We start from the raw sequence: 13,289 nt of genomic DNA, 5'->3' as shown, positions 1-13,289 counted from the left end.
GAACTCGGTTCCATGACTGAATTCGCTGAGCGGTTAGGACAGCTGGGTTTGTAGCGGTTGGTAAGTGACAATTCGCAATTCGTGTGAAAACAGCCCTCGGCTGTCAGTTCACCTATGACCTAGTAACTTCTGGAAAAACAAGAATACGATAACCGAGAGTACGCCCATGGCAAACAAAAATGCAATACCGATGAGTATTATTCCGACACGCACATAGAACGGAGGCCCATCAGAGTGCATCACGGTATATTCTACAGCAGTCACAGTTGCGCTATTCACGACAACGTTCTCTACAGCATTTACAGTACTCATTGTTATTGAATATGGCCGGTTAGATTACATATGTGTTCAGCAATACCGATCCCTGTGAGGATGGTTCGTCGCTTCATATCTATTTTCTTGAGGTCACCAGCAAGTACTTTCTGGTGATCTAACAATAACATGCTCTAAATTGGCACAGTGATAGCCCCTCGGTTCTACAGGATCAAAGTAAAAGATGTGATTCCGTAGTGCTAAACTCATCCTCTGTATGCAGCACGCGATTCGTATCAATCTCTAAGGGTTTCAACAGAGCCTCTCGAGTTGACACTCAGGGCTCGAGTATATCGTCCGCCTCCGCTTCGGGAACCTGTAACGAGCCGTCCAGGACTGTCACCGCCCGGCCGCCGACCTGCACCTGGTCGCCGACGCGGACGCGAACGAGTCCGGGCCGGTCGACGTAATGGCCCTGCTCGAGGCGCAGTTCCTCGGGGAAGTCGTCGAACGCACCGAAGTGCTCGAGGTAAGCGCCGCAGGCGCCGCTCGCGGTGCCGGTCACGGGATCCTCCGGGACGCCGGCCCCCGGGGCAAACGCTCGGCCATGGAGGGTCGACTCAGCCTCGAGCGCGTCGAACGTGAACAGGTAGACTCCCGCGGCGTCGACGCGGTCGGCGAGCGCCGCCACGGCGTTCACGTCCGGGTCCGCCCCGCCTACGTCCGAGAGGTAGGTGATCGGGACCTGCAGGAACGGGAGGCCGGTCGAGGAAACCGCCAGCGGGAGGTCCGCGGCGACGCCCTCGAGTCCCGCCTGGTCGACGCCTAGCGCGTCGGCGACGTCCTCGTACTCGAGGTCCACCTCGCGAATCGTCGGGGCGTCCTGGGTCATCCAGACGGTGCCGTCGGCCTCGACGTCGATCTCGAGGACCCCCACGTTCGCCTCGAGGGTCGAGGTTCCGGGCTCGATGTCGCCGTGTTCGGCGAGCCAGGCGAAGCTGGCGATGGTCGCGTGTCCACAGAGGTCGACCTCCTGGGTGGGGGTGAAGTAGCGGATTCGGCGGTCGGCCTCGTCGCTCTCGAGGAGGAACGCCGTCTCGCTGACGGCCATCTCGTTGGCGATGGCCTGCATCTGCGTCTCCGAGAGGGCGTTCGCGTCCGGGACGACGCCTGCGGGGTTTCCGGCTATCGGTTCGTCGGTGAACGCGTCGACCTGCAGTACGCGTCTCGTCTCCATGCTGGCGGCGACGGCTGACAGCCAAATGAATCCACCGACGGACGGATCTCACGAAGAGGTAGACGTCATTGGTCGACCCTCGCGAAGAGGTGGACGCCATCGGTCAAACCTCGCGAGGAGGTAAACGCCATCGGTCGATGGCTCGATGGCGCTCGTGTCCGAAGACGGTCGTATTCAGGGCGCTCGTGTCCGAAAGCACGCACGTTAGCGCGAATCGGTGGTCGCGTCGACATTCGGATCGCGGTCTCTCTCGACGCTCGTCTCGTCGGTTACAACCTCACCCCCGTCGTGGACGCCAACTGGCGGCAGGTTGACTGAAGCGGCCAGCGAGGTCTCGAGATCCGTCCGCGCCGTCAGCCGACCCAGTTCCCCCTCCTCGCGGGTATCCTGGTCGATGCGCATCGAACAGAACTCGACGCCGCACATCGAACAGAAGCGAGCCTCCTTGTAGTTGTCACCGGGGAGCGTCTGGTCGTGGAACGACCGGGCGCGTTCGGGGTCGAGGGCGAGGTCGAACTGGGCCGACCAGTCGAACGCGTACCGGGCTTCCGAGAGGGCATCGTCCCAGTCTCGAGCCCCGGGGCGGCCGTTCGCGACGTCGGCGGCGTGGGCGGCGATTCGGTAGGCCGCGAGTCCGTCTCGAACGTCGTCTTTCTCCGGGAGCCCGAGGTGTTCTTTGGGCGTGACGTAACAGAGCATCGCGGCCCCGGCTCTGGCCGCCATCGCCCCTCCGATGGCGCTCGTAATGTGGTCGTATCCCGGCGCGACGTCGGTGACCAGCGGCCCGAGGACGTAAAACGGCGCGCCATCGCAGACGTCCTGCTGGCGCTCGACGTTTTCGGCGATTCGGTCCATCGGGACGTGGCCTGGCCCCTCGACCATGACCTGGACGCCCTGATCCCAGGCCCGCCGCGTCAGGTGTCCCAGCGTGTCGAGCTCGGCGTACTGCGCCTCGTCACAGGCGTCGGCCAGCGATCCCGGGCGGAGGCTGTCTCCGAGGCTGAACGTCACGTCGTACTCCTCGAAGATGGCACAGATGTCGTCGTAGACCTGATAGAGCGGATTCTGTTCCCCGTGGGTTTCCATCCACTTCGCGAGGATCGAGCCTCCTCGCGAGACGATCCCGGTCGTTCGTCCCTCCGTCAACGGCAGGTGCTCGAGGACGATTCCCGCGTGAATCGTCATGTAATCGACGCCCTGTCGAGCCTGCTTTTCGATCACCTCGAGCAGCAACTCGGTCGTCAGGTCTTCGGGCGAACCGGCGCGTTTGACCGACTCGTACAGGGGAACCGTCCCGATCGGCACGGGAGAGTGCTCGATATTTGCCGTCCGAATGCGGTCGAGGTCGCTTCCCGTACTGAGATCCATGACGGTATCGGCGCCGTAGTGCACGGCCGTGTGAAGCTTCTCGAGTTCGGTCTCGAGATCGCTCGTCGTCTCGCTGTTGCCGATGTTGGCGTTGACCTTGGTCGCGAACGACCGGCCGATGATCATCGGATCGAGCGCGTCGTGACCGACGTTCGCTGGAATAACGGCGCGGCCGTCGGCGACCGCCTTCCGAACGGTTTCCGGGTCGCGCTGTTCTCGCTGTGCGACTCGCGCCATCGCGTCGGTGACCGTGCCCGATCGGGCGGCCTGTAGTTGCGTCTCTGCCATTGACAACCTAGTGGTACCACTAGATTATAATTCTTCACATCCCAATCTACAGCAACGTACTTATCCGTCGGGCGAGTATGTACCACGATAACACATGTACGAGTGTATCCTCGTCCCGACCGACGGCTCGGTCGAGGGCGAGCGTGCAGTCGAGTACGCCATCGACCTCGCCCGACTCCACGACGCGACGGTGCGCGCGATCTACGTGGTCAACGCGGCGAACTATGGCGGGCTGCCGATGGAGACCGCGTGGGACGGGATCACCGACGCACTCCGGGAGGAGGGGGAAGCGGCCGTCGAACGAGTCGTCGAACTCGCACGCGACGACGTGACCGTCGAGACGCAGGTGCTTGAGGGATCGCCCAGCCGGGTGATCGTCGCCGAAGCGCAACCGGAGAAGTGCGACCTCGTCGTCATGGGGACCCACGGACGCGGCGGCATCGACCGCCTCCTCCTGGGAAGCGTCACCGAACGCGTCGTCAGAAGGGCCGGCGTCCCGGTCCTGACCGTTCGCGTCGACGGCGACGGCGACGACGAACTCGAGGGCGTACAGAACGCCCAGGCAACCGTCGAGTAGCCCGTTCGACGCCGATCACTCGATCGGGCGAAGGTGCTCGCAGTCGCCCGCCGTCACCGTCCGCTCGCCCTCGTCGGTCGCGACCGTGAGCGCGCCGTGGTCGTCGACGTCGACGGCTCGACCGACGAGTTCGGTTCCGGCGACTTCGACCCGAACGCGCTGGCCGGGCGTCGCCGCGAGCTCGCGCCAGGCGGGGATTACCGCGTCCAGATCCGACCGGTACTCGTCGAAGGTCTCGAGCACTCGCTGGACGAACCGGCGTCGGTCGACGGCTCCCGCCTCGTCGCTGATGCTCGTCGCCCCCTCGGGCAAGTCGGCGACCTCGAGGTTGGCGTTGACACCGATGCCGACGACGAGCCACGCGACGCGGTCTGTCTCGCCTTCCATCTCCGTCAGCACGCCTGCCAGCTTGCGGTAGTCGCCCCCGTCACCAACCGGCACGATCACGTCGTTGGGCCACTTGATCGCCGCGTCGACGCCCGCCTCTCGAGCGGCCCGAGCCGTGGCAACCGCGGCCGCGAGGGTGTAGAGGGGCGCGCGAGCGGGCGGGATTTCGGGTTGACAGACGATACTGAGCCAGACACCGCCCGCGGGGGCGTCCCAGGCGCGCTCGAGGCGTCCTCGTCCCCCGGTCTGCTGATCGGCCACCACGACGACATCGGTCTCGCCGCGTCCCGCGAGTTCCCGTGCGCGATCGTTCGTGCTGCCGAGCGTCTCGTGGTACTCGACCGCGAACGGTGCCTCGAGGCCGTACTCGATCGCCGGCCCGGAGTAGGCGTCGATCGAATCGCCGGCCAGGACGTAGCCCGATCCGGTGCTCTCGACGTCGAAGCCGGCATCCCGGAGGGCCTCGACGTGTTTCCAGACGGCCGCGCGCGAGCACTCGAGGTCGGCGGCGAGGTCCGGCCCTGACACGGGGCCATCGGCCAGCGCCTCGAGGACGGCGCGTCGCGTGTCGTTCATGCGTGTGAAGCGGTTCGCGGGATACTTAATCGAGGTGGTCGCGGGTGGCGGTCGGTTTGGTCGTGACGGTTCGTCCGGACGAGTGTCAAGGGGGACCGATAGGGATTCTTGGAGGGGTTCACAGGTTCCCCACGGAGAATCGAAACACGTCGCTGAAGAGTGGGTCTCGAGAGGTCCGGTTGACTACGAAAATCCCTTTGGACTCGCCTACACCATCGCGAGCACGGTCTCGCTGAGATACGTTCCCGTGGCGACCCCGATACCGGACCCGAGCCCGGATATTACGGCTGATCGCCACGACAGGTTCGTCACTCCGTAGAGACACGCAGCGGCGGCGATCGAACAGAGCCCCGCAGCGAGTGGATTCGACAGAATCCCGAACAATCCTATTCGGAGAGCGACGAGGAGGAGACCGATTCCGAGGAGGAATGCAGCGATGCGCCCCCACTGATACGTCACTCGCTGCGTAGCCATTGTATTTACTTCCGATATCCGAACATATCTCTATTGTGATCGGTCGTACCCCGCCCGTGAACGCCCGAGGATGGTCGTGGAACCGAAACTGGCTCGACGACTGATAGAATCAAATTCGCCGATTCGGCACCGCCTGGAACCAGACACCGCCGAGACCAGTCGTCCATCGAGACTGATAAACGAACCGTATATTCACCCGTAACTGAATACGGCTGGTATCCCACTCTCGAGTCAGACCACGATGGGAGGCGATCGCGACGGGAAGGATGACGTCGGTGGCAGTCGGTTCGGAACCGTGTACCTGGGATCGGACGGACGATTTTACACGAGCTGGGACGTGCTCGAGAAGCACCGCTCGGGAACGTGGGAGCCCTGTCTCCGCCACCAGTCGGGTCGCCGACTGGTTGCCGAGGGTGACGCGCTCCTGTCGTTGACGCCGGTCGCTGCCAGCGACGTACCGGACTGGATCGAAATCAGGGTGACGACGGGCCAGCGGCGGGTGAAGACGCGAGCGATCGATACGCGACAGTGACAGTGGCGCGGTCGCAGACGACTGGGCCCACGTCGGTGTCACACACTTAATAGATGGCGATGTGAATACCAAGTTTCTAGATGGTTTCGTTCAACGCTCCGAGCGTGAAGCGTCGGTCGTTTCTCGTTGGGGTCGGCTCACTGGGCACGCTGGGAACGCTCAGGTACGCCACGCGCGAGCCGTCGACCGAAATCGAGGTGCGATTCTGGCTGACCGAACAGGCCTCGACGTACGATATCGCCGACCTGCTCACGGCCCACCTCGAGGCCGCGCTCGAGTACGAGTTCTGGGACGTCGACGTCTCCTTCGGCGGCGTGGTGCCCGTCGATTCCGAGGACGGTGCCCGGCCCGTGCGGTCGGGGCGGTGGCCCCTGGCCGTCGGATCGGGAGCGACGGGACTCGGCTCGGTCGACGCCGCGAAGGACGTCAACCTGTTGGTCACCGACGGGCCGATGCACACGTCGCCGACGGGGTACGCGATTCCACACGTCGCCTCGGTCGGCGGAGCGCGCCACATCGCCGAACTCGAGCCGCCGGACCAGGAGGCGGTCGAACTCCCGTACTCGCGACCCAACCTCACCATCCAGGTCGTGATCCACGAGGTCGGTCACACGCTCGGGCTCCGCCACGAACACGGGCGGACGTACGTCGCCAACGAAGCGACCGTGTCGACGCCGATGATGAGCGCCTACGCGTGGGATTCGTCGTTCGATTCCGACGAGTCTCGCTGTGGCCAGGAGTACGCTCTGTCGCCATACCCGGATCGAAAGCTCACGCACCGGTTTTCGCTCTGCGCGGAGTCCACGTTACGCGAATACAAGGGTGGCGTCAATCTGCGGTAGTTGCTGGACGGTGGCCGCTGATCGCCACTGGGACCTCGATTTCTGCGTGTCACCGGCACGTCGATTTCCAGTCCTCACTCGAACCGCCCAGCGGTTGCATCGACGAGCCAGTCCAGGAGGTGAGCCACGGCTCGAGGCGATCGAACCTGACACGAGGCGGCCGTCTCCGTTGCTCGTCCGACGGCCACCCCTAGCCCATTCGGGCCGAGGCGACGAAAGACCGTCTCGTCGGTCACGTCGTCGCCCACGTAGAGGACGAATGGATCCCGCGCTCGCATCGACCGGAGCAAGGAGACGGCGTCGCCTTTCGTCCAGGGAACGCGCGGGCCGAACTCGAGGATGGCCTTGCCGTGACTGCACTCGAGGTCGCCGTCTCCGACCCGGTCGACGACCGCTCGCGTCTCCTGTTCGACGACCGGGACCATCTCCCGCGATACGTGGCGGACGTGGACCGTTCCCGTGAGTCGTTTGTTCTCGACGCGACAGCCGGAGACGCCCTCGAGGCGGTCTTCGAGGACGTCACAGCACCGCTCGACCAGCCGGGATCGCTTCCGTGCGACAGGGTGGACGGCGACCGAGTCGTCCCGCGCGAGTTCGAGGCCGTGATTCCCGCCGTAGACCGACGGTCCGTCGACGCGCCGGGAGACGTCTGCGAGCGCGCGCCCGCTGACGATTGCCGTCGTCACGTCCTCGTGGGAATCGAGGCGCTCGAGGGCGCGTTCGGCCGCCGGAAGCGGTCGGGCTCGCGTGGGGTCGTCGACGATGGGGGCCAGTGTGCCGTCGAAGTCGAAACACGCCAGCAGTTCGTCGTGGCGGTCGAGTCCGGTCGCGAGGCGTTCCTGCAGGTCTCGAGTCGTTCGTTGCTGGAGGGACATCGGGAACTCAGAGGGATCGTGACACGTCGTTCACTCGTCGGTTGGCTGATGGAAATCGGGCTGCCTCGATGTGGGCGAACTGCTCGCTCATCCACCACTCGAGGTCGTGTTCGAAGACGTAGTTCCGCAGGGCGGCCATCCGGGTCGTGCGCTCGCTCTTCGGGGCTCCGAGCGCGTCGGCGATCGTTCGCGCGAACCGATCGACGTCCGCCGGGTCGATCGTGAACGACGGATAGCCGAGCGCGTCGGCCGCTCCCGCGTGCTCGCTGAGAACGAGCGCGCCGTCGCCGTCGATCGAGGACGCGACGTACTCCTGAGCGACGAGATTCATGCCGTCGCGGACCGAACTGACGACGAGGAGGTCGGCCTCCCGATAGAGCGTGGTCAGGTCGGCCCGGTCGAGGAAGTCCTCCGTGTAGACGATCGGCTGCCAGTCGTCGGTGCCGAAGCGCTCGTTGATCCGGTCGACGGTCGATCGAACCTGTCGCCCGAGTCGATCGTAACTCGGAATACCCGTCCGACTCGGGGTCGCCTTCTGGAGGAACGTGAACGACTCGCGCCACTCGGGGTAGCCCTCGAAGAGGCGTTCGAGGGCGGCCAGTCGCTCCGGGATCCCTTTGGTGTAGTCGAGTCGGTCGACGCCCAGGCCGACGGCACAGCCGTCGGGGATGTCGTACCGTTCGCGCAGGGAATCCCACCTGTCGGCCCCGATCTCTCGGGCCCGTTCCTCGTAGCTGCTCGCGTCGACGCCCATCGGCGTCGCGACGATTCGCGTCTCGTGGCCGTCGTACTCGACGGTGCGCTCGCGGTAATCGACCGTCGCCGACGGGAGCGTCTCCTCGACGCACTCGAGGAAAGCCGTCCCGTAGCGCTCGACGTGGAAGCCGAACACGTCGGATCCGAGCAGCCCGACGAGGAGTTCACGGGCGTTGGGGCAGGCCGCGAACGACGACGGGTCCGGCCACGGAATGTGCCAGAACTGAGCGACCGTCGCACCCGCTGGTGCCTTCGCCTGGATCATCGACGGTGCGAGCCCGAGGTGGTAATCCTGGAGCCAGATCACGGACTCGTCGGTGGCCTCTTCGAGGACGGCGTCGGCGAACTGCCGGTTGACCTGACGATACCACTCGAGGTCGGTCGGTCGGAACTCGAGCAGTTCGGTCATGCCGTGACAGAGCGGCCAGAGGACGCGGTTGCTGTAGCCCGTGTAGTAGCCGTCGACGGCCTCGTCCGAGAGCCAGACCCGCCGCAGGGTGTACTGATCGTCGCTTCCGGGTGGGACGTCGACGCGGTCGTTTTCGTCGGTAACCGCGCGGTCGGCGCTGCCGTCGCCCCAGGCGATCCACGTGCCGCCGGTCGCTCGCATCACGGGGTCGAGTCCGGCGGTCAGGCCGCCGGTCGGTTCGTCGACGGTGACGTCACGCTCGCTCGAGCCGACATCCGCTCCGTTCGCTTCGCTGTCGCCGCTGTCGCCGTGACCGCCATCACTGTCGTCTGCCCACTCGTGACGATACGGCTGCCGATTCGACACGACGAGCAGCGATTCCGGGGCGTCGAAATCGACGCCACCGTCGGTCACGAGCCGTCGACCGTTGTCCCGTAAATCGTTCGCGTGATTCGACTCCGCCACCGCTACTCGCTCCGTAGATCGCATCTATGAAATTTCCTCGTTTGCCCTACTGTTTCGTTCGCGGCCTGCAGTCACAGGCCATTGATATACACCTCCCTAACCGGCTCTCTGCAGGGACATTCACGGACGCTCGAGGCTTGCATCGACCGGCGACCAGCGACCGACGACCGGCAATCGGCACCTCGAGCAACGTTCAAGGGGCTCCCCTCGCATCGTCAGCTATGAACGACCCGTTCGTCGAACGAGTACGGCAGTGCCAGCGAGGACTCGCCGACCGCGGTGGCGCCGCACTGATCGCTTCGCCCGGGCCGGCGCTCACGTACCTGACGGGCGTCGAGGAGTCGCCGTCCGAGCGCCACTTCCTGGCCATCGTTCCCCGCGACGGGCTGCCGGTCGTGGTCGCGCCCACGATGTACAGAGCGGAACTCGAGGCCGCGCCCGTCGATCGGATCGTGCTCTGGGATGATGGCGACGGCCCCGTCGAGGCGCTCTCGAGCGCGTTCGAAACCGCCGGTCTCGAGGCGGGGCTCGGGGGCGGTGAGACGATCTTCCTCGACGACCGCCTCTGGACGACGTTCGCCCAGGACGTTCGCGGCCTGTTTCCCGACGCGACGTACGACCTCGCGAGCCGGGTGCTCGAGCCCCTTCGCCTCCGAAAGGACCGAACCGAACGGGCAGCCCTTCGTCGAGCGGCTGACCTCGCCGACCGTGTCTCCACGACGCTCCGCGAACGCGGCGAGGCGGTCGTCGGGATGACCGAACGGGAACTCGCCGACGAGATCGATCGGCTGCTCGAGGCCGAGGGCGGTCGTGGTACCGCGTTCGACACTATCGTCGCCGCGGGCGAGAACGGGGCGCGCCCGCACCACCAGCCTGGCGACCGTTCCATCGAGGCGGGTGATCCGGTCGTCCTCGACTTCGGCGCGTTCGTCGACGCGGACCTGGAGTCTGGCCAGGCCCGCTATCCCGGCGACCAGACCCGGACGCTGGTCTTCGCCGGCGATCCGCCCGAAGGGTACCGGGAGGTGCACGAGACCGTCGCCCGCGCCCAGCGGGCGGCGATCGAGCACGTCGAACCCCGCGTCACGGCCGAGTCGGTCGACGCCGTCGCCCGCGTGATCATCGCCGACGCAGGGTACGGCGATGCCTTCGTTCACCGCACCGGCCACGGCGTCGGTCTCGAGGTTCACGAGCCGCCGTACATCGTCGAGGGGAACGAGCAGCGTCTCGAGCCGGGCATGGTCTTTAGTGTCGAGCCGGGGATCTACCTCGAGGGCGAGTTCGGGGTTCGACTCGAGGACCTCGTGGTGGTCACGGAGGACGGCTGCGAGCGGTTGAATACGACGCCGCTGGACTGGACGTGCGAAGGGACTCGCCGGTAACGGAGTTGGCCTCGTCGAGCTGGATGCTGCTGTGTACCCTGGAAATAGTGGCGGAGTGAGAACTGCTGTGTTCCTGCGGTCCGTCGGGGGAGTGAAACGCTGGTTTAGACCGGCTGGAGAACCGGAGACCTCGCTGGTGACTGCTCGGTGGTGAGCGCGTCGACGTCCCGTTCGAGCCGGTGGGCGTAGCGAAGTCGAAGTCGCCGTGCTTGCGCCCGAGATAGCCGAGGGCTGTCCTCGAGATCAGTCGAGAGGGGACGATAGACGGAGGGATCGAATCCCATCGTCTCGAGGTATCGCTCGACAGCAGGCGCCTCGAGCCCGTAATCGATGGCGTTACTCACGTGCTGTTTCACTCGGTCGAACTCGGGAATCGACACGGTCGATCCCGTAACGTCGCCACGTCCACCGATCTCCACGCGTCTACGCTCGACGAGACTCAGGATATCTCGAACGTCTTCGGCGAGTCGCAGCACCTGTCCGGGTAGCGCTACGTCCGGGGCACGCCACTCGACCGTGTCGAATTCGTCGCGCAGCCGAACTGGTGCCCAGATCGTATCCTCTGGCGTGAAGTGCTCGTCGAACGTCTCTCGATCGATGCCTTCGGCAACCGCCTGTTGGCGAAAGTTGTCGAACGTGGCGTCGATCCGGTCGTTCCACTCGCCTACGTCCTCTACGTAGGGCCACAGCCGCCCGAGTCGAGGATGGTCGCCGTAACACGTCCGCCGGTAGACGTGGGGGCGCGCACAGGCAGCTACGTTCTCTCCCTGATGGTACGTGGAACTCCCAGCGAGGGCAAACGCCGGATCCAGTGCGGTCAGGAGGTTCAACTGGTCGGCTTCGGCTCCATCGATCTGGTCGACGTGGAGGTGAGTACCGGCGCAGTAGGTGGCCTTCTCGAACGCGTCGCCGAGAACCTGACGCTGAATCCTCGTCCGAGGCGTCTCGCTCGTGCCGAACGAACCGGCGTTGAGCGGCGTGGCGAGCGGGACGAGATGGCGTCCTTCTTCTCGGCCGACGTCGATCGCTTCCCGTAGTCTGCACGCGACCTCCTCCCGTAGTTCGGGGATGCTATCACACGGATCGGTGACGACCTCGAGCATTGGGTCTGCGCTCTCGGCGTGAAGATCGTCGATGCGGTCGAGCACCGGTGTTGCGGGTGCGAGTGCACCCGTGTCGTCGACGGTCCAGTATTCGAGTTCGAGACTGAGTTGCATAGTGTTGCTGAGTTACTGCACGTTGAGTGGTTTCACATCACAGCGACGACGGCACGGGATCGGCCCCGGAGATGGGGATCAGTCGTCGTTCGTCCGTACAAAGGCCAACCGAGTGAGCGGGAAGACCCCTCTTCCAAAGTGATTAGGTCAGATGTGATACCGTCGTGAATACAGACACTTGCCGACTCGAACTTCAGGCCGGCTAGCGGTCGTACGCGGTGCCACCGACTTTGGAGGGAAGTTCGAACAGATTCGTGTGTTACCTATCCCCACCGACCAGAGGAACTCCGACGGCGTTCGGATGCGTTCCGTAGTACAAACCGACAGCGACGCGGATACCCTCTCAGCGATTGCCAGGCGAGATTGCTCAGTCTCGGGACGCAACGATCCGCCCCACTCTGAAGCGCGAGGATTCCCGAACGTTTGGATACCGCTGACCGCCGACGAGCGATTCGAGCGTCAGAGCCCGCTTACAACTCGATCCGCTCGGCGCTCGCCGCCGCCGCTTCGGCGCGCTCGAACAGGTCGTCGGGTTCCACCTCGAGCAGCCGCTCGAGGCGGGCGTTGGTCTCGGCCCGGTTCGGCGCGATTCGGTTACAACCGGCGTTGATCGTCGAGTCGCGGTAGGTGCCGATCTCGCGGGCCTGCGCGACGATCTCCTGCTTGTCTCGAGTCAGCAGCGGCCGGTGGATCGGCAGTCGCGTCGCACGACTCGTGACGGCGACGTTCTGGGCCGTTTGACTGGACTTCTGGCCGATTGCCTCGCCAGTGACGATTCCGCTGGCGCCGTGTTCCTCGGCAATTTGCTCGGCGATCCGGTAGAAGTATCGCCGGAGGGAGAGCATCCGTCCTTCCTCCATGGTCTCCGCGAGCAGGGAGACGGTCTCCCCACCCGGCACGCGGTAGACGCTCAGGTCGACGTTCGGCGCGTACCGCGAGAGCGAGCGGACGGTCTCGATGGCCCGGGCCTCGTGGTCCGGGCCACCGTAGTCACCCAGCGCGACGTAGACCGGAATAACGGGTGAGCCCCGGCGCATCATCTCGTAGGCCGCGACGGGGGAGTCGATGCCGCCGCTGACGAGCGCCACCATCGGTGCCTGCGATCGGAGGGGCAGGCCGCCTGGCCCCTCGAGACGGTCGAGGTAGACGTAGGCCGCCTCGTCGCGAACCTCGACGCCGAAGGTCAGGTCGGGCTCCTCGAGGTCGACCTCGGGATCGAACTCGCCCTCGACGGCTTCCCAGATGGCGGTCCCGCCCTGTCGAGCGACGTCCTCGCTCGTGAACGGGAGGCGCTTGTCGGCGCGGGTAGCGTCGACGGCGAAACTGCCGCCGTCGTAGCAGGCGTGGGCGGTCTCGGCGAGCGCGTCGCAGATCGTCTCGAGGTCGGCCTCGACGACGATTGCGGGGCTGGTCGAGACCACGCCGAAGACGTCGGCGGCCGCGGTGGCCGAGGCCTCCACGGCGTCCTCGGTGGTGTGGATCAGCGGGCGGTTCCAGTTGCCCTCCACGTCGCCGGTCACCGAGCGGTCCGCGAGGACGGCCTCGAGGTTCTCGAGCAGGAAGTCGAGCATATACCGCTTGACGGTGTTGCTCTTCGTGTTGAGGTCCCCGTGTCGAACGAGGACAGTGTCGGCGCCGGGCGGGTGCATGGA

At 65.2% G+C, this 13,289-nt stretch carries 13 protein-coding genes; 4 read left to right on the top strand and 9 right to left on the bottom strand.

The genetic code is table 11. The annotated features are described in order from the left end of the window. Window positions 1-108 precede the first annotated feature (108 nt). From ACFQO4_RS01585 to thiC, 3 genes are all read right to left on the bottom strand, one after another. Window positions 109-312 (bottom strand): hypothetical protein, encoded by a 204-nt coding sequence (locus ACFQO4_RS01585; RefSeq protein WP_500259257.1) that lies wholly within the window; start codon window positions 310-312, stop codon window positions 109-111. Between the two features lie 277 nt (window positions 313-589). Beyond that, window positions 590-1,489, bottom strand: a complete 900-nt coding sequence (locus tag ACFQO4_RS01580; RefSeq protein WP_500259256.1) for a PhzF family phenazine biosynthesis protein — start codon at window positions 1,487-1,489, stop codon at window positions 590-592. A 204-nt stretch (window positions 1,490-1,693) separates the two neighbouring features. Beyond that, window positions 1,694-3,145, bottom strand: coding sequence for a phosphomethylpyrimidine synthase ThiC (gene thiC, locus ACFQO4_RS01575; protein WP_500259255.1), 1,452 nt, complete (start codon window positions 3,143-3,145; stop codon window positions 1,694-1,696). Window positions 3,146-3,239: 94 nt separating this feature from the next. Between thiC and ACFQO4_RS01570 the strand changes: the two genes are divergently transcribed. After that, a complete protein-coding gene (locus tag ACFQO4_RS01570) occupies window positions 3,240-3,722 on the top strand; it encodes a universal stress protein (RefSeq protein ID WP_500259254.1) in 483 nt (160 codons plus the stop codon). Between the two features lie 15 nt (window positions 3,723-3,737). Here the strand turns inward: ACFQO4_RS01570 and ACFQO4_RS01565 are convergent, their stop codons facing one another. Both ACFQO4_RS01565 and ACFQO4_RS01560 read right to left on the bottom strand, forming a co-directional pair. Next, entirely contained in the window at window positions 3,738-4,685 is a 948-nt protein-coding gene (locus tag ACFQO4_RS01565) for a biotin--[acetyl-CoA-carboxylase] ligase (protein ID WP_500259253.1), read from the bottom strand. Between the two features lie 207 nt (window positions 4,686-4,892). Next, window positions 4,893-5,159 (bottom strand): hypothetical protein, encoded by a 267-nt coding sequence (locus tag ACFQO4_RS01560; protein WP_500259252.1) that lies wholly within the window; start codon window positions 5,157-5,159, stop codon window positions 4,893-4,895. A 241-nt stretch (window positions 5,160-5,400) separates the two neighbouring features. Here ACFQO4_RS01560 and ACFQO4_RS01555 point away from each other — a divergent pair, with 241 nt between their 5' ends. Both ACFQO4_RS01555 and ACFQO4_RS01550 read left to right on the top strand, forming a co-directional pair. After that, window positions 5,401-5,691, top strand: coding sequence for a hypothetical protein (locus tag ACFQO4_RS01555; RefSeq protein ID WP_500259251.1), 291 nt, complete (start codon window positions 5,401-5,403; stop codon window positions 5,689-5,691). Between the two features lie 80 nt (window positions 5,692-5,771). Continuing rightward, entirely contained in the window at window positions 5,772-6,533 is a 762-nt protein-coding gene (locus ACFQO4_RS01550; RefSeq protein WP_500259250.1) for a zinc metalloprotease, read from the top strand. Window positions 6,534-6,607: 74 nt separating this feature from the next. Here the strand turns inward: ACFQO4_RS01550 and otsB are convergent, their stop codons facing one another. Together otsB and ACFQO4_RS01540 are read right to left on the bottom strand one after the other, a co-directional pair. Then, complete coding sequence (otsB, locus tag ACFQO4_RS01545) at window positions 6,608-7,408, bottom strand: trehalose-phosphatase (RefSeq protein WP_500259249.1); 801 nt, start codon at window positions 7,406-7,408, stop codon at window positions 6,608-6,610. 7 nt (window positions 7,409-7,415) lie between these two features. Next, window positions 7,416-9,062, bottom strand: coding sequence for an alpha,alpha-trehalose-phosphate synthase (UDP-forming) (locus ACFQO4_RS01540; protein WP_500259248.1), 1,647 nt, complete (start codon window positions 9,060-9,062; stop codon window positions 7,416-7,418). A 197-nt stretch (window positions 9,063-9,259) separates the two neighbouring features. On the opposite strand from ACFQO4_RS01540, the gene ACFQO4_RS01535 reads away from it, so the two are divergent. Beyond that, window positions 9,260-10,420, top strand: coding sequence for a M24 family metallopeptidase (locus ACFQO4_RS01535; protein WP_500259247.1), 1,161 nt, complete (start codon window positions 9,260-9,262; stop codon window positions 10,418-10,420). 104 nt (window positions 10,421-10,524) lie between these two features. Here the strand turns inward: ACFQO4_RS01535 and ACFQO4_RS01530 are convergent, their stop codons facing one another. Continuing rightward, entirely contained in the window at window positions 10,525-11,637 is a 1,113-nt protein-coding gene (locus tag ACFQO4_RS01530) for a glutamate-cysteine ligase family protein (protein WP_500259246.1), read from the bottom strand. A gap of 470 nt (window positions 11,638-12,107) precedes the next feature. Continuing rightward, window positions 12,108-13,286, bottom strand: coding sequence for a tRNA sulfurtransferase (locus ACFQO4_RS01525; RefSeq protein WP_500259245.1), 1,179 nt, complete (start codon window positions 13,284-13,286; stop codon window positions 12,108-12,110). Window positions 13,287-13,289 lie beyond the last annotated feature (3 nt).

Source organism: Saliphagus sp. GCM10025334 (assembly GCF_042663485.1).
Taxonomy (GTDB): Archaea; Halobacteriota; Halobacteria; order Halobacteriales; family Natrialbaceae; genus Natronosalvus.
This window is presented reverse-complemented; position numbering and strand designations above follow the sequence as displayed.